Source organism: Pseudomonas sp. NFACC02, from assembly GCF_900110765.1.
Taxonomy (GTDB): Bacteria; Pseudomonadota; Gammaproteobacteria; order Pseudomonadales; family Pseudomonadaceae; genus Aquipseudomonas.
In genome coordinates this window covers 16,292-31,765 of record NZ_FOEO01000037.1, presented here as the reverse complement: position 1 = coordinate 31,765, position 15,474 = coordinate 16,292, and the positions used below count along the sequence as shown (strand labels likewise).

At 56.6% G+C, this 15,474-nt stretch carries 17 protein-coding genes and 1 pseudogene; 9 read left to right on the top strand and 9 right to left on the bottom strand.

Annotated features, from left to right (window positions below):
- The first annotated feature begins 279 nt into the window (after positions 1-279).
- A pseudogene (locus BMY73_RS22220) lies at positions 280-1,652 on the top strand (transposase).
- Positions 1,653-1,938: 286 nt separating this feature from the next.
- Here the strand turns inward: BMY73_RS22220 and imm45 are convergent.
- Together imm45 and BMY73_RS22210 are read right to left on the bottom strand one after the other, a co-directional pair.
- The gene (gene imm45 / locus BMY73_RS22215) at positions 1,939-2,265 is read right to left on the bottom strand and encodes an Imm45 family immunity protein (protein ID WP_092409792.1); all 327 of its coding nucleotides are present in this window, start codon (positions 2,263-2,265) and stop codon (positions 1,939-1,941) included.
- Between the two features lie 141 nt (positions 2,266-2,406).
- Complete coding sequence (locus tag BMY73_RS22210) at positions 2,407-3,354, bottom strand: alpha/beta fold hydrolase (protein WP_256571351.1); 948 nt, start codon at positions 3,352-3,354, stop codon at positions 2,407-2,409.
- A gap of 151 nt (positions 3,355-3,505) precedes the next feature.
- Here BMY73_RS22210 and BMY73_RS22205 point away from each other — a divergent pair, with 151 nt between their 5' ends.
- The 3 genes from BMY73_RS22205 (at position 3,506) to BMY73_RS22195 (ending at position 5,185) form a co-directional block, all read left to right on the top strand.
- Entirely contained in the window at positions 3,506-3,850 is a 345-nt protein-coding gene (locus BMY73_RS22205; protein WP_092409788.1) for a hypothetical protein, read from the top strand.
- Positions 3,851-3,924: 74 nt separating this feature from the next.
- Positions 3,925-4,239 carry a DUF3630 family protein gene (locus tag BMY73_RS22200; protein WP_092409786.1) on the top strand — a complete coding sequence of 105 codons (315 nt, stop codon included), beginning with the start codon at positions 3,925-3,927 and terminating at the stop codon, positions 4,237-4,239.
- Between the two features lie 574 nt (positions 4,240-4,813).
- Entirely contained in the window at positions 4,814-5,185 is a 372-nt protein-coding gene (locus BMY73_RS22195) for a hypothetical protein (protein WP_092409784.1), read from the top strand.
- A gap of 234 nt (positions 5,186-5,419) precedes the next feature.
- Here the strand turns inward: BMY73_RS22195 and BMY73_RS22190 are convergent, their stop codons facing one another.
- Positions 5,420-5,938 (bottom strand): BRO-N domain-containing protein, encoded by a 519-nt coding sequence (locus BMY73_RS22190; protein WP_092409782.1) that lies wholly within the window; start codon positions 5,936-5,938, stop codon positions 5,420-5,422.
- Between the two features lie 681 nt (positions 5,939-6,619).
- Positions 6,620-7,363 (bottom strand): SDR family oxidoreductase, encoded by a 744-nt coding sequence (locus BMY73_RS22185; RefSeq protein ID WP_092409780.1) that lies wholly within the window; start codon positions 7,361-7,363, stop codon positions 6,620-6,622.
- 145 nt (positions 7,364-7,508) lie between these two features.
- Here BMY73_RS22185 and BMY73_RS22180 point away from each other — a divergent pair, with 145 nt between their 5' ends.
- The 3 genes from BMY73_RS22180 (at position 7,509) to BMY73_RS22170 (ending at position 10,035) form a co-directional block, all read left to right on the top strand.
- Positions 7,509-8,435, top strand: coding sequence for a LysR family transcriptional regulator (locus BMY73_RS22180; RefSeq protein ID WP_092409778.1), 927 nt, complete (start codon positions 7,509-7,511; stop codon positions 8,433-8,435).
- Positions 8,436-8,670: 235 nt separating this feature from the next.
- Positions 8,671-9,333: a hypothetical protein gene (locus BMY73_RS22175; protein ID WP_092409776.1), complete on the top strand. Its 663-nt coding sequence runs from the start codon at positions 8,671-8,673 to the stop codon at positions 9,331-9,333.
- 111 nt (positions 9,334-9,444) lie between these two features.
- Complete coding sequence (locus BMY73_RS22170; RefSeq protein WP_062388676.1) at positions 9,445-10,035, top strand: DedA family protein; 591 nt, start codon at positions 9,445-9,447, stop codon at positions 10,033-10,035.
- A gap of 19 nt (positions 10,036-10,054) precedes the next feature.
- On the opposite strand, the gene BMY73_RS22165 is transcribed toward BMY73_RS22170, so the two are convergent.
- Positions 10,055-10,354 (bottom strand): addiction module antidote protein, encoded by a 300-nt coding sequence (locus BMY73_RS22165; protein WP_062388673.1) that lies wholly within the window; start codon positions 10,352-10,354, stop codon positions 10,055-10,057.
- A complete protein-coding gene (locus BMY73_RS22160; RefSeq protein ID WP_370588220.1) occupies positions 10,347-10,772 on the bottom strand; it encodes a type II toxin-antitoxin system RelE/ParE family toxin in 426 nt (141 codons plus the stop codon). The genes BMY73_RS22165 and BMY73_RS22160 overlap by 8 nt, the downstream gene beginning before the upstream one ends.
- Before the next feature lie 67 nt (positions 10,773-10,839).
- On the opposite strand from BMY73_RS22160, the gene BMY73_RS22155 reads away from it, so the two are divergent.
- Both BMY73_RS22155 and BMY73_RS22150 read left to right on the top strand, forming a co-directional pair.
- Complete coding sequence (locus tag BMY73_RS22155; protein ID WP_092409774.1) at positions 10,840-11,625, top strand: transporter substrate-binding domain-containing protein; 786 nt, start codon at positions 10,840-10,842, stop codon at positions 11,623-11,625.
- Between the two features lie 81 nt (positions 11,626-11,706).
- Positions 11,707-12,720 (top strand): ATPase, encoded by a 1,014-nt coding sequence (locus BMY73_RS22150; RefSeq protein ID WP_092409772.1) that lies wholly within the window; start codon positions 11,707-11,709, stop codon positions 12,718-12,720.
- Positions 12,721-12,772: 52 nt separating this feature from the next.
- Here BMY73_RS22150 and BMY73_RS22145 read toward each other — a convergent pair whose 3' ends face one another.
- From BMY73_RS22145 to cyoE, 3 genes are all read right to left on the bottom strand, one after another.
- Positions 12,773-13,396 (bottom strand): CatB-related O-acetyltransferase, encoded by a 624-nt coding sequence (locus BMY73_RS22145; protein ID WP_092409770.1) that lies wholly within the window; start codon positions 13,394-13,396, stop codon positions 12,773-12,775.
- A gap of 39 nt (positions 13,397-13,435) precedes the next feature.
- A complete protein-coding gene (locus tag BMY73_RS22140) occupies positions 13,436-14,338 on the bottom strand; it encodes a glycosyltransferase family 2 protein (RefSeq protein WP_092409768.1) in 903 nt (300 codons plus the stop codon).
- A 244-nt stretch (positions 14,339-14,582) separates the two neighbouring features.
- Positions 14,583-15,473, bottom strand: a complete 891-nt coding sequence (cyoE, locus tag BMY73_RS22135) for a heme o synthase (RefSeq protein ID WP_062388656.1) — start codon at positions 15,471-15,473, stop codon at positions 14,583-14,585.
- Position 15,474: the final 1 nt, after the last annotated feature.

Sequence of the window (15,474 nt, the reverse complement as noted above, 5' to 3'; positions counted from 1 at the left end):
CGCCTGCGCTATTACTGCGTGTCCAGCTAGCTCGATGAATCATAAGTATCAGCGACGTAAAGAGTTCAGACCACGTCTGCGCGATAATCTGGACAATTCAAAAGCCTGCAATCCCCCCCAGCATATCGTTGCCTAAGTAGGCCAACACTCAGCGTGAATAGCGTCAAGCAGAAAAGACGTCACAGCGATGGTCCGCTTTGGGTCGATTCTGTTGAAAAAGTAGCTCCCTGTCTGGCCTGCGGCAAAATCTCTGCATCGGCCAGCAGGGAAGCACGCAGCATGATGGGACAGTTATCGAGTGGACAGGAGCGACTGTTTTACTTGCCCAAGCTTGAGGATCACATCCCCGCCAATCACCTTCCGCGCAGGATTGATCAGTGTCTCGACCTGAGCGATTTGCGCCATTACCTCGCCGATTTTTACAGCCCGATTGGGCGTCCGTCGATTGATCCTGAACTGATGATCCGCATGCTCATCGTCGGCTATTGCTATGGCATTCGCTCAGAGCGGCGGCTGTGCGGAGAGGCCCATTTGAACCTGGCGTTTCGCTGGTTCTGCCGGTTGAGCCCCGAAGATGAAGTACCCAATCACTCGACCTTTTCCAAAATTGACACGGTCGTTTTCGGGACAGCGATCTGTTTCGCTGGCTGTTCAATGAAGTACTGCGTCGTTGCATGGACGCAGGCTTGGTTAAAGGTGAAGGTTTTGCAGTGGACGCCAGCATCATCAAAGCGGATGCCAGTCGGCAGCGCGGCGTACCGGGTGATGAGCAGGTCAGCTGGAGCGATCCGTCCCTGAGCACCCGCGCCGTGCGTGAGTACCTTGAGGCACTTGACGAGGAGGCTCTGGCTGAAACACTACCGAAGCGACTATCGCTGACTGATCCTCAAGCCCGCTGGACCGCAGCTCCAGGTGGCCCAGCGTTCTACGCTTACTCCACGAATTATCTGATCGATACCGAGCACGGTGTCATCGTGGATGTGGAGCCCACACCGGCTCATCGCACGGCCGAGGTCGAGAGCACCAAGATCATGATCGACCGGGTACAGGCGCGGTTCGACATCAAGCCGGAACGCCTTGTTGGCGACACCGCTTGCGGAACCGCGCCGACGCTGGCTTGGATGGTGGAGGAAAAAGACATCGAGCCGCAGGTGCCGGTGTGCGACAAAACCAAGCGCAAGAACGACAGTTTTTCGAGCAACGATTTCCACTGGAATGAGAAGACTGAGGAATACCGCTGCCCAGCCGGCAACGCATTGCGCAGCGAATGGCGAGCCTTCAAGAATGAGCGTTCGCACGTCACCAAAGCCAACACCATCATCTTCCGATCCCGGCAGACCGACTGTGCGACATGCCCGATGAAAGCCAAGTGTTGCCCGAATACTGCGTTTCGCAAGATCGCTCGCAGCGTCCACGAGGCCGCTCGTGATGTGGTTCGACGCATCGCAGCAACGCCGACGTATCAGCGCTCTCGCCACGAACGTAAAAAGGTCGAAATGTTGTTTGCCCATCTCAAGCGCATCCTGAAAATGGATCGCTTGCGACTACGTGGCATGAGTGGCGCGACCGATGAGTTCACGCTGACCGCCGCGGTGCAGAACCTGCGCCGGCTGGCCAAATTTACATCCCAAGGGCCACCGACCACGGGATAGGTGCGCCTGCACTCAGCAAAAAACCTCAAACTAACCCAATAACAGAGCCGCAAAGCTCAACGAAGGGCCGAAAAACCACTCAACGTGATGAGTAGGTTCTCCAGTGGTTGGCGTGCCTGAGTTCAGGCGAGATGAAAATCCGACTTTTTCAACAGAATCGGTCGTTAGCGGTCATTCAAGCAAAAGTTTTGCGAAGCTATAAAACCATAAGGATCCGCGGCCTTGATTGCAGAGACTCATGCGGCTAGCTGAAAGGTGCATAACCGCCTACCACCCAATCCGCACCTTAGCCATCGACTTCCCTACCCGGGTCGTACCCCTCGAAGACAAGCACCTGAGATACATCGCAGTCCGGGTAGATCCACTCTGCCCAATTTTTTACTACCCATTCTGTGCACAATCCCTGAGTTCCAGAGTTGCTCTCTACGGGCAGGGTTACCAACACCAGACCGGCTTTGTAACCCGTGGTGACCATCAACCCAAAACGACGCCTCTGCTGCAAGGTTTCGAAGACCATGAAATCCACAGCGGCCTCGTATGGGGGCATTCCTATCGCCCTGAATATGCTGCCACGGCAAAAAAATTCATTGTCGCATTCGATAAGTCTCTTCATCGAATCTCAAGGCTCCTCCGAGATCACAGGCAGTGAATCTTACGACATCGGCGATAACTAGCCCATATCAGTAGCCGTCATGAAGGCCTTGGACAGATTTGAAAGGCGGCAATCGGCCAGCGGAAAATAACCGCTTAGAATTCATGATCCATGGAAGAAAACCCTAAGGGCGTTTGCCAATTCGACAGGGGCCTCTTCTGCGATGTGATGGCCGCAATCGACTCCTGCACCGGTGACTATTTGCTCAACCCAAGGTTGCCAGACGGCAACAACGTCGCCGTAAAGTTCTTCCAAGTCGTCCTTCAATGACCATATGACGTTGAGAGGGCACTGAATTTTGCGGCCAGCCTCACGGTCTTCCCGATCATGCAAGTGATCAACTGCGATCCCGGCGCGATAATCGCCAAGCATTCCGATAACGGTATCGGGATCGTGGATCGCGGCTTGAAAATCCTGATAATTATCCCTCCCCATGGATTCGGCGCTGGCTTGGTACCAGCTACCAGGGTCAGGAAAAATCGCTTGTTCTGGTTTGTCGGGCTGAGCGTAGAAAAACCAGTGCCACCATTTGGATGCAAACTTTGCGTCACACCGATCAAGCGCTTCCAGAATCGGTACTCCATCAAGGATGGCCAACTTCAGCACTTTTGACGGGAAGTCGAGCGCGGTGCGAAAAGCGGCATAGCTGCCCCGGTCATGGCCTGCCAAGTAAAATTTATCGAACCCAAGCCAATCCATTAGGGCCACGCAGTCACGCGCCTTCGCTCGTTTTGAAAAAGCCTCGTAATCGTGAGGATTTACAGGCTTGCTGGACATTCCGAAGCCCCTCAAATCAGGGCACACAACTGTGAAAGATGTGGCGAGCAGCGGTGCAACCGCATGCCACGTCGTGTGGGTGCGGGGATGCCCATGCAACAGCAACAACGGAGGGCCTGAACCGCCGTGACGGACGCGTAAGGTCGCTTCAGGCAACTCGACCATTTCAAGCTGGAATCCCTCGAACATTCCCACATCCTGGTAATTGCCGACGATGTTCACATCGTAGATCAGAAGTCCACGGAGCGACCACTTCGGGTCGAAAGCTGTCAATTTGTGGCTAGCAACTCCCTACCAGAAAGGAATGCTCAATTGAATTGACCTGGGCCTGTTACGCCGGCATTTTTGGCCACGCAGAAAGACAAATCAGAGGCATATTTTGCCTGCCCGGTAGACCAGCCGCGAAGGAAACGTCTTGGATGCAATGAGTACAGACCTGCTCGCGGAGCGCGTTTTCGAAAAAAGATGCAACCCGGCAATGTATGCCATCGGTTCCCGTGGCGTTATGTCAGATGGCTTTTATCTTCGCCACAGGGATGGACAATGGCAGGTCTGTTATACGGAATGGGGCCAAGATTCACAGCCGATTTTTGTCTCAGGCAGTGAGTCGCAGGCATGCGTGTTTTATTTCCAACACATCACGTCAATGCGTCATGACCATTGCGCTGGCTTCTTCAAGTCTAAAGACAATGCAGTTCAACTGGGTGAAGATAGGATTGATGCTGCTCGAGAGAGGCGCTATACCGGGCAGACCCATTATCTTTGCTGAATCTTAAACGACTCTGGGTCTTTCGAACAAATCATTGAAAGCGCAACCAGAGCTGGTGGTGGAGACATATTCTAATGAAAAACAAAATACCCCCAAGTGAACTGAGTATTGAAAAAATGCACTCTGGCCGATCGTGTCTCAACCTGACATCGAGCGTCGATTGGGAGTGTTTTCCTGATTATGCGGATTTTATTCTTGAACTACTTGGGGGGTCGATCATCAGCAAGTCTGACGGAGCTGACGTGCGCATTTGGGAGGTGCTGATAGACAACGAGTATTTCTTCCTCGCATTTGATGATTTTCCAGTAATGATTACGCTAGAGTCTAAGAGTCCGCAAGGGGACGATTATCTACCAGCCTTCAAGGCCTTACTCGTTGAGAAGTCCTAGTCTTAAAGCCAATTCAAACGGAATGAGCAAGGATAAATAGTTCACGCGCACAAAACAAAGCGGGAGCCGTCTGGCCGGGATGATGATGAACGACACCATTCCCCCTCCCACTCCGGCAAACAGGAAAAGTGCGGACGTTGTATGGATGTCTGCTTATGGCCGGTTTCTGTCTGTCCCCAACGGCCGTTTTGGGCGTTTTCTGCCCCTCGATATCGGCAGACTACCTTCGCGAAACGGGTCAACCAGCAGCGATCAGAAATCTATTTGCTGAGGTGGGTCATGCTGCGTTGGTGCATTTATGAGGACCATGAAAACCATCCAAAAGTTATTCCGTAGGATATTCGAATCTCTGAAGTAGGACGATTCTGAAAACGCCGAAACTGTGCCTGTCACCTTGGTGATATTCGCGCTCACCTCCCTATTCTAGATCGACCTTTCAAGCATCTCAGAATAAACAGATGGCATTCGACGGATTCACCAAAATCGACGGTATTGAAGGCGAATCGCAGGATTCGCGATACAAGCGCTGGATTGGTGAATCTATCGGTGAATACCTTTATGAATGGAATCCATAATGGCAGACATCCCCACCGGCCTGCTCTCGCTGATAGTAGGGGTCGTCATGATCATTCACATTGTGTGTTCCTATGTGTTTTTCTTGATGTATCTCGAAAAGATCGAAGATCAGCTTTGTGATATCGAGATGTTTGCCCTTAATAGGCGCTATTACGGAGAAAGTTTTCTCGGCAGAAAAATGCGAGAGATATTTGTGGTTCTGGTCATTATCGAACCTCGCATTTTCAAAAAACAGGAGATTATTCCTCGAGAAAAATTGCTCAAACTGTCGCCGGGTTTACGATTGGGAGTGAAACTTCACTTTTATCTGATGTACGTGATTGGCATCGCAATCGCAGTGCTTTATTTCACGCGACTTCGTCCTGGTTAGGGCAATGTGACTATGTCGCCGAGAAAAAGCAGAAAGGTCGCAAGATTTCGGGGGAGAGGTGGTTCATGGCGGGGCTTTTCATCGGGGCAGTTGGTGTCGGCAGTGCTGCCCTTCGCATATGAACTCCCTTCCGAAGGTGTAATACCTGACCTTCCGCTGCAGGTATGTTGCGGCAGCCCCAGATGCCCGCTATCAGCGCAAGCGTTATCCCGTGGGATACCGCCTAGCCCGACATCATCTGCCGATCAACTTCTGTCGCCATCTGATCAACACACTCTTCCAACCATCGCGGGCGACGCGACGGTTCTGACTTCGCTCGACCATCAGTTCGGGCAGATCCCTTAACCGCACCCAGTAATCGCTCTGCCATTGCAGTAATCCCACCGAACATCCGGCCCATTTCATGGCGTTGATACTCGGTGAACAGGGCTCGGCTTTGTCACGCAGTGTCGGTAGTACTTCGTGGGTCAGCCATTGCCTTAATGCGCGGTTTTCGGGGACGTAGTGGTGGACGAGCATGGCGAAGAGGCCGGATTCGCTGATGAGGATGTGTTTGGTCCATTGGCCGTTGCTGTTTAGCCAGGCGGTGCGGCGTTGGTCTGGGTCGAGTTTGTAGGTGGCACGTTCGTCGAGGGGTTTGCCCATGAGGCGGGCGATATCGGGGAGGCAGAACCAGGCTTGGTTTTCGAGTTGGAGGGCGCGGAGTTGGCGGTGGTGGCGGATGAAGATTTGGGGTTCGAAGCAGTCGGTCATCGCCTTGTTTCCCTTGTTGGGGTTAGCGATGGGTGTGGGGATTTGGGTAAATGCGGTGCCTGCATGGGTGAAGCTCCTTAGTTAACGCTGAGTCCAATGTCGTCAAACAATGGGTGGCAGCTGTGCGAAGGTTGACGAACCGGCCTAAGGCTACCGGCAGACCCGAAGGTCTCCGACGCACAGCTGCCATAACACTTGCCGCGAGCGTAATAGCTCAAAGCATAGTCGGAGCGCTGTGCGCCTTAGTCTCAGATCGTCAAATCCGGTCGCTGATCACAACGACGGCTGGGAGGCTAACGTCGGCATTGGTTGTCGACAACCGGATGGCGGAAAATCAGAAATTTCCTACAAATACCTTCAGATCTAGGTCTGTCTGGTAGGGACAGGTTGACTGGTTTTGCTGCCGGTTCCCGGCAGATCGCGGGGCAAGGTGGAACGCCACCCCGGTCGCTCCTACGCCTTCTGGGCAGAAGTGGCGACTCAATTGTGTCTGATACTACGCATGCACAGGTTTTGCTGCCGGTCCCCGGCAGATCGCGGGACAAGCCACGCTCCTACGCCTTCTGGGCAGAAGCGGCGACTCAATTGTGTCTGACACTGCGCATGCACCGGTTTTGCTGCAGGTGTCGCGAGCATTGCGGGGGATGCGACAGGACGGGTCTGTCGCACCACCGCTCACGCTTAGAAATCCTGCGAGGTCGGGCGCAGGACGATTTCGTTGATGTCCACGTCGCCCGGCTGTTCGATCGCGTAGGCGATGGCGCGCGCGACGGATTCGGCGGGGATGGCCTGTTTGTAGAACTCTTTCACGACATCGGCGCTTGGCTGGTGGCCGCTGCCGAATTTGAGTTCGGAGTCCACGGCACCCGGTTCGATGGTGGTGGTGCGGATTTTTCCGCCGACTTCGTGGCGCAGGCCGTCGGAGATGGCGCGGACGGCGTATTTGGTGCCGCTGTAGACGGAGCCGCCTGGGCTGAAGACTTTGATGCCGGCCACGGACGAGATGTTGATGAAGTGGCCGAAGCCTTGGGCTTCGAATTTCGGCAGTGCGGCGGCGATGCCGTACAGGACGCCTTTGACGTTGATGTCGATCATGCGGTCCCACTCGTCGACGCGCAGTTCGGCGATGGGCGCGATGGCCATGAAGCCTGCGTTGTTGACCATGACGTCGACTTTGCCGAAGTCCTCAACAGCGTGAGCGACCAGCGCTTCGAGGTCGCCACGGCGCGTGACGTCGACGGTGTAGGCCGATGCCTGGCCGCCTGTGGCTTTGATGTCCTGGACGATGACGTCCATGCGTTCCTGGCGACGTGCGCCGAGGACGACTTTGGCGCCGAGTTTGGCCAGATGGCGGGCGGTTGCTTCGCCCAGTCCGCTGCTCGCGCCGGTGATGACGACGACTTTGCCCTGGATGCCGTTGCTCATGTTGAATCTCCTGCAGAGGTTGGTGAGGGGTTGAGCAGGAGTTTGCAGTGGATCTTCTGCTCAGAAAATGGAAGAGTTTGGCTTTGAGAATTCCACTTTCTGGAACACGCTGTTCATCTCACCGTCGCCACGAGGATCCGGGTCAATGCTCAACCGCATGGAAATGCTCCGTGTTTTTCTGGTCGCGGTGGAAGCGCCGAGCTTTCGCGAGGCTGCGCATCGCCTGGGAATTTCGCCGCAAAAGGTGACGCGAGCGATCAAGGAGCTGGAGCGCACCTTTGCCGAGCCGTTGTTTCACCGCAGCACGCGACAGGCGACGCTCACGGCGTTCGGGGCCGAGATCGCGCAGCAGGCGCGGGAGACGCTGAATCAGTTCGACCGGCTGTTCCTGGCGCACTCGAAACCGAAAAATGCCGAGATCGCTGGCCGTGTCGGGATCACCGCGCCTCATGCCATCGGCAAGCTGTACCTGGCGGATTTTCTAAAGCCGTTGATGCATCAGCACCCGGGGTTGCGAATCGAATTGAATCTGGATGACCAACTGACGGATGCGGTGCTGTCCCGGATCGATATCGGGATCCGCATCGGGGCGGTGCGTGATCGGCGGTTCATCGCCCGGGCGGTGGCTCAGGTGCCGTTGAAGGTTGTGGCGGCCCCCGCATTGGTGGAGGCGGTCGGGGCGCCGTCCAGTGTGGAGGCGCTTAAGTCGTTGCCGTTGTCGGTGCTGATTGATCGGAACAACGGCAGGCCGTGGCCTTGGTTCTTTTCGGACGGTGAAAGTTACTTGCCGCCCTCCCCGGCGTTCAGCTGTGACGATCCGGAGACAGAGCTGGAGTTTGTCCTGTCCGGGCTCGCGTTCGCGCAGATGCCGCACTACCTGGCGGAACCGCACGTGAGTGAAGGTTCTCTGGTCGAGGTGCTCGCGCACTGCGCGCCGCCGACCGTGGACCTGATTGTCTATCGCACCCAGTCTGGGCCGGTGCCGCCCAGGGTTCGGTTGGTGTATGACCATCTGATCGCCTGTCTTTCGGATGAGGGGTTGTTTCCTCGGCGGTCGGGCCATCATCCATAAAACTGGACTGTCCGGTTTTGCGACCGCTGCGCGGCAGATCGCGGGCAAGGTGGAACATCACCCCGGTCGCTCCAGCGGCCTGTGGTCAGAATCAGCAGCCTTGGTCCGGATTCGACCAAGCGCCCTATTTCATCCCCTCGTCCTGCAAAACCCCAGTTCTCAACTAGCCTGAAAATTGACTGATCCAGAGCGAATGGACCAAACGTTTAACCTCGCTGATCGGATAAAAACAACAATGAAAGATCCTTATGCGTTCGGGTTCTATTGCGCCTTGTTCGCGCTTGCCGCGATGACCGGCGCAGTCTTCTACGAGTCCTACACAGGCGCCGGCATTTCCGGGTCGGCGAGAGCGTACGACGTCATTAATTCGTGTTCCGCGCTGGTGCAAGCGCTCGCGGCCATCGGTCTGGTCGGCCTGGCGTTCAAGGCGTATCGCGCGTGGAAGAACGAGATGATCCACAACAAGGCACTGGGCATCATCTGGGATGCCAACGTCGCCTTTCGCGAAATCGAGCTGAGTTTCAACGAGTGGTTCTTTGGTCCCAATGCAGTGGACAAGGCCAACAGCGATGGGTCGCGTATTACGTCATTACTGGCGGCCAGTCCGTTTGGTGCCAGCCTGCGCAGTTTCAAGAAGCAGTGCATTCTCATCGACAAGGTGGTGATCAAGGACGACTGGCAGTGGGTCAACCACGCCACCGAACTGGACATGCTGGCGCGCGTGCTGAGCATGGACGCGTTTCGCCCCACCACCAAGGCCAAGGAAACCGCGAACATCATCGACTTTCTCTACTCTCGCGAAGGCGAAGCGTTGAAGCGCACGCAGGGCGAGTGGGAGATGTTGATGAAGGTGATCGAGAAAGATCTGGCCGCCCTGGAGGCCGAGTACAGTGAGTGACCCTGCCAGGGCTTGAAGCGCAATAGAACTGTTCGCGCACAGCTCCGGTCGAACGGCATGCCTTCCGCCGGATGACCCTGCGGCTAACCCTTTTCGAGGCTGCTGGAGCTCATGTTCGAACACGTCGACTTCAATTATCTGCTGGTCAACTACGGCTACTGGGCAGTGTTTATCGGCTGCCTGCTGGAAGGCGAAACCATTCTGATTCTGGGGGGACTGGCGGCTCACCAGACGTCCCTTCACCTGCCGCATGTCATTCTCATCGCCACGCTGGGCGGCATGCTGGGGGACCAGATTCTGTTCTGGACCGGGCGTTGCTTCGGCCCTCGCATCCTGCCGAAGCTGCACCGACAGCAATCGGCCATCGACCGGGTTTCCGACTTGATCAAGCGCTACCCCACGGCGTCGATCTTCTCCGTGCGGTTTCTCTATGGCATGCGCCTGGTCGGGCCGCTGGTGATCGGCGCAAGTCGCCTCTCCCCCATTCGCTTCGCACTGATCAATCTATTGGGCGCCGCCGTGTGGGCGACGCTGTTTGTGATGGCGGGTTATTGGGCCGGTCAAGCGCTAGAGAACCTGCTGGGGAACCTGAAGCCTTACCGGTTGCCGATTTTCATCGGTGTGGTGGTGCTGGCTGCCGGCGTGGCTTTTTTCCGGCATCATCGCGCGAAAACCAAGGCCGCGCGATCTCATGGAGACTGATGCTCATACCGCAGAGGGACTACACGCTGCCTCCGCCGGTCGCGCTTGCGCGGAGCTCGACACCAAGGGCGTGCATGACTTTCACTACGGTGTCAAAGCGTGGTTTGGCACCCGGCGCCAATGCTTTGTACAGACTTGCGCGCCCCAACCCGGTCGCCTGCGCAACGCTCGACATACCACGCGCCTTGGCCACATAACCGATCGCTCTGACAAACTCCTCGCTGTCGCCGTCGGACAGTACCTGGGTCAGGTATTCACTGATCGCTTCATCCGTATCCAGAAATGATGCGACATCGAAGGGACTCAGTTTATTACTCATGTTCTAACCTCTTTGCCAGCATTCGGGCCTGACGAATATCCGCAGATTGACTGGCTTTATCGCCGCCGACCAACAAAACGATGCAGACGCGCTCTCGAAACGTGAGGTAAATCCGGTAGCCACTCCCTATGTTCAAACGCATTTCCGAGATGCCACCCCCAACTGATTTGACGTCGCCAAGATTTCCTGCGGAAACCCGATCTATACGACGAACTACCGCTAGCTTTGCCTGAATGTTGCGCAACCCGGAATGCCAGCTCACAAACGCCTCAGTTTGCAGAACGGTGTACATAAAAGAGTGTATCCGATCGAAGACAAAGTGCAATCGTACCGACCGTCCGCCACGTAACGGCACTACATATTTATTACCCGCGTTGAACCAAAACGCGCTCAATGCCGCTCTCGCGATCGCTTCCACGCTTCCCATCCGCCGGAGGTCCCTCTATAACGACGGTGCGCACAATCGACTCACAGGGATCAACACAATGAAGACATGCTTGACCGCTAGCTTGCTGTTGGGATTGGCCAGCGTCACTCACGCGCAGGCGGCTGAGGCTCCGTCGCACCTGGACGCGATCCAGCAGAAGGGTGAGCTCGCGGTCTGTACCACCGGCGATTACAAGCCGTATTCGTTTCTCAAGCCGGATGGGCAATACGAGGGGATCGATATCGAGCTGGCGCAGTCGCTGGCTCAGAGTCTTGGGGTGAAGGTGCAGTGGGTGCCGACGACCTGGAAAAACCTGATGCCGGATTTCACGGCGGGCAAGTGTGACATCGCGGTCGGTGGTATTTCGGTGACGCTGGAACGGCAGAAAAAGGCTTTTTTCAGCAGCACGCTGGACGTCGACGGCAAGGTGCCGCTGGTGCGCTGCGAAGACGAGTCGAAGTACCAGACCGTCGAGCAGATCAACCAGCCGGAGGTGCGCCTGATCGAACCTCAGGGCGGCACGAACGAGGCGTTTGCCAGGGCGTACCTGCCCAGGGCGTCGCTGTCCTTTCATGACAACAAGACCATCTTCCAGCAGTTGCTGGACAAGAAGGCCGACGTGATGATCACCGATGCGTCGGAGGCGCTCTACCAGCAGAAGCGCACGCCGGGGCTGTGTACGGTCAACCCTTCCCGTTATATGCAATATGGCGAAAAGGCGTATCTGCTGCCGCGTGACGATATCGCCTGGAAAAGCTACGTCGATCAGTGGTTGCACTTGAGCAAGGCAACTGGCGCCTATCAGAAAGTGGTGGGCGAATGGCTGGCGGTTCCGGGGGCGTAATGGCGTGTCGGGGTTGTGCTAATCACTGGCTATTCAGCATCATCCCGGCATGAACCCTCGGCAAAGGATCCGGCTGCTCTCATGAAGACCCGCAAAAGCATCACCCGCGCGTTCTGTGTCGAGTTGCAGCAGGAGCTGTCCATTGTGGCGGCGCGTCGTGAATACTTCTCTCAAGAACCACCGCGCGCCCGCTTCAACTTCCTGTGTTCGTCCGAGCCGTGTCGCGCCCAGGGCGTGAAGATCACGGGGGTGCGCTATGACGTGAAGCCGCAGGAGCATCCGACCTTTGTGGCGGCGCACTTTCGTGCCAACCCCCATTACGAGCACCATGCCGATTGCGAGTGGGTTGACGAGGCTGATGTGGCCGAGGACAAGCCCGTCCTTGAGGAGAATGACGCGCAAACCGCGTTGCGCAAGGTCAAGCGCAAGCTGGACGATTACATTGATGTGTTCGACCCCACGCTAAAGGAAAGAACCCGGTCTGCGCCCTCCCGTGACAAACCTCTACCGCCGTCTGAAGAACCGCCCGCAAGCGCGACGCCCTCGTCAAACGCCTCGAACAACAGACAGCCCACTGAAACCCGCACCCACAACCTGGAGCGTCTGGTCGACAGTTTCCGGCAGGCACAGGCCACCCTCAGCAAGGAAGAGCTTGCCCTGCTGACGCTGCGCGTTCCGGGTCAGGGCGAGGTGACACTGCGTTCGTACTTCCGCCACATCAAATTCGCCCAATTGGGGGACGAACGACGCGTGCTGTACGGCGGCGGGCTGGTTGAGCGCTATGGCATAGGGTTCAAGTTCACGTTCTTTGATCGGCTCCAGGGCAAGCAGGTGACGCTGTACGTCTCGCCGGCCCAGATGCAGGCTTACCGTTCAAGTCGCTACATCAGCGAATTGCTCAGCCATGCGGACGAGGTGCGATTTTTTACCGTGTTCGCCTTGGGAACGCTGGCGCTCAGCCCATCGGGCAAAAGCGTCAGCGTGAAAATCGAGGACCTGAGGCACCTGGCGATCGTGCTGGGGCCCGCAAAAGAAGCGATGCCGGACACAAAGAATGACACCGGCTCGACTGGCGATCCGGTGCGGGACGCTTAGCCCCGGATCACCGGCTCCCGCGCGTTCTACACATCGCCTCGTCGTTAGAGGCTCAGGCGGCCTTACGCGCCTTCACGTACGAGAAGAAGGCGTCAAGGTCGGGTCCGCACAGCGTGCGGGCCACCGACTTCACTTCCTCCATCGGCCAGTCCCACCAGGCCGCTTCGAGCAGTTGTTCACGCACGTGCTCGTCGAAACGCCAGCGAATGAATTTGCACGGGTTTCCGCCCACAACAGCGAATGGCGGCACGTCGCGGGTAACCACGGCCCCTGCGGCCACGATAGCGCCGTGCCCGATGGTCACTCCGGATAAAAGCGTGGCGTCGGCGCAGATCCAGCAATCACTGCCAATGACGACGTCGCCTTTGCTGGGCGCGTAGTCCTTGATGTCCTCCAGCCCCTTCATCATGGCCGGGAATGGATAGGTGGTGAGCCAGTCGGTGCGGTGCTCGCCACCGAGCAGGATTTTCACGCCCGCCGCGATCGAGGTGTAGGAACCGATTCGCAAGATGGTGTCGTCGCCGAACTCGAAGACTTCTGGAATGCCGTAGGTGCCGGTGCCCACGACATAGTCCGGATAGCGCAGGCGGATCTTTTCCGGCTCGCGCTCGAGCTTGTCGAGGCTGCGCAGGTGCTTTCTGGTTTTACGGGTTTTCAGGCGTTCGAAGAATTTCATGCGGGGTCCAAGAGCAAAAGCGGGCACGACAAGGGCGGGTCAACTGCTCTGACGATGCAACAGAAGACGCTTGAAGCGGCGAAACGTGGTCCGGTTGAACTGCCGCAACGGAATCGAGCGAAGCAGCGTCCAGGCGTACTTCTTGTCGCTGACCACGGCATATTTCAATGCCTTGTTGATGATCGCGGTCAGCCCCCGGTTGTAGGCCGGGTGCGAGCGATAAGGCGCAATGGTGCGCATGTCAGCGTCAAACAGGACTTTGTAGCGGCGCGACAAGTTGTTCGGGTGACGTCGATACCGGGTGACGGTCACCGGCAGCACATGCACCTCATAGCCTTTGCTGGCGATCTTCAGCGTCATCTGAAAATCCTGGACCTTGATATCGGGATCGTAGAAATCCACGGTCCGTAATGCGTCCATCCGGTACAGCGACACCGGGGCACCCACGACGATCGCGTCACCCAGGATCTCGTCGAAGCTGAGCTTCTGGATGCTGGCCAGCTTCTGGCTCTTGGTGTCGTTACCCTCGGAGTCCATGTAGATGATCAGCGCGCCGACGCAGCCGACTTCCGGATGCTGGTTCAGGTACTCGGCACGCAGGCGTACCGATGACGGCAGCATGATGTCGTCCAGGTCAGGCGTGCACACATACTCGCCCCTGGCGTACTGCAGCCCGTGATTCAGCGCAGCACTGACGCCCTGGTTGACCTGGGAGTAAAGCTGGAAGTCGTATTTACCTTGCAGCGCCCGCAGCAAGGGCACGCTGTTATCGGTGGACCCGTCGTCGACGATGATGACTTCGACGTTCGGATAGTCCTGGGCAAAGATGCTCGCCAGGGCGACGTCCAGATACTTTTCTGCGTTGTAGCAGGGCGCGATGATCGATACGAGGGGCATCGAATCATTCTTGGGCCGATTTTCTGGAGTGGGTTGTTCAGTCATAAGTCTGTTTTTTGTATCTCTACGACTGGATCGGAGGCATTTCGCAACGATCCTTGCACAAAACAAACACATGATGCGGCAAAGCGGTGCGCTTTGTCATGGGCTGATTAGAGCCTGAAAATCGCAAAATGCGGATTTTCGTGGATCCCGCAGGTGGAAATCCTGCAAACCCTTCAAACGCGCGCAATAAAAAACCCCGTGGCTCGACAGCTCCATGGGGTTTTCTGTGTTTCAGATCAGGCGATCAAGGGGCTGCGTAAGTGACCAGCAGCTCTTTGGTTACCTGAAAGTCCAGCGACATCGCCACGCTCAAGGCCGTGATGGTGAAGATGGAGAACACGAACAGCTTGCGTGCCCAAACGGTGTCATCTTTGGCTTTGTACCCTGTCCAGGCCATGTACAGCCAGTACATGCCCATGGCAGCCGCGACAGCCAGATAGTTGAGCCCGGCGTAACCGCCGAAGGTCAGCATCAAGGTCGCCAGCAGGAACGCCAGGATGTAGATCAGGATATGCCGCTTGGCCACCCGGATGCCGCGCTTGACCGGCAGCACCGGAATCGAAGCCGCCAGGTAGTCATTGAAACGGAAGATCGCGATGGCGTACGAGTGAGGCATCTGCCACAGGCTGAACATGACGAGCAAGGTCAGCGCCGCGAGGTCAAAGCTGTTGCTCACGGCAACGTAGCCGATCACTGGAGGCATCGCACCCGACAGACTGCCGACCAACGTGCCGTGAACGGATTTGCGCTTCAGGTACAGGCTGTAGAAGCCGACGTAAATCACAAAACCGATCACTGCAAACAAGGCCGCCAGTGGGTTGGCCTTGAAGTACAGCAGGCCAACACCGACCACACCCAGGACCGTGGCATAGATCAGGGCCAGCTTCACCGAAACCAGGCCCTGAACCAGAACACGATTCTTGGTGCGCTCCATCTTCAGGTCGATATCGCGGTCGATGCAGTTGTTGAACACGCAACCGGAGGCGACCACCAGCGAAGTACCGATCATCGCGATCAGGAACAGTCCGAAATCGACATGTCCCTTGGATGCGAGGAAAAAGCCACCAGCCACCGAAAGCACGTTACCGAAAATGATCCCCGGTTTGGTGATTTGGATAAAGTGCTTCAGTGACATC